Here is a 453-nt window from a genome sequence, read left to right as displayed (position 1 = left end):
AGATGCTCGCGTCCACTGTGTAGTTCTCAACATACGATCGGCACCACACTCCCCCGGGAACAACGCTCCCAGCATCATGCGGCCCACCGAAGAACCCAACCAGAACCCAAAAGGCCCCAGTCACGGCTCAACCCCCGACCACACTCGGCCGGGAAGCCTGGTCCCTCAGGACCCAACAACGTGCACCAGCCGACCCGCTCACCCCCAACCCGTTCCAACCCGAACCACGAAGGCCCCGGCGTACTGAGGTCAGAAGCTGCGCTCCCGACTGCACTGTCAATGTTCCACCCATGAGCTACCGGCGAGAACGTTCGTCTCGATCCGGCGCCTGGACCCACCGTCCCCCGAAGGACACGACGAGCCAGATGCTCCTTAGAAAGGAGGTGATCCAGCCGCACCTTCCGGTACGGCTACCTTGTTACGACTTAGTCCTAATCACCGATCCCACCTTCG

At 61.8% G+C, this 453-nt stretch carries 1 rRNA gene; it reads right to left on the bottom strand.

The window, feature by feature from the left end:
- Window positions 1–376: 376 nt before the first annotated feature.
- A 16S ribosomal RNA gene (locus WFH25_RS19290) occupies window positions 377–453 on the bottom strand; the annotation flags it as partial.

The organism is Curtobacterium sp. USHLN213 (genome assembly GCF_037144815.1).
GTDB lineage: Bacteria > Actinomycetota > Actinomycetes > Actinomycetales > Microbacteriaceae > Curtobacterium.
This window is presented reverse-complemented; position numbering and strand designations above follow the sequence as displayed.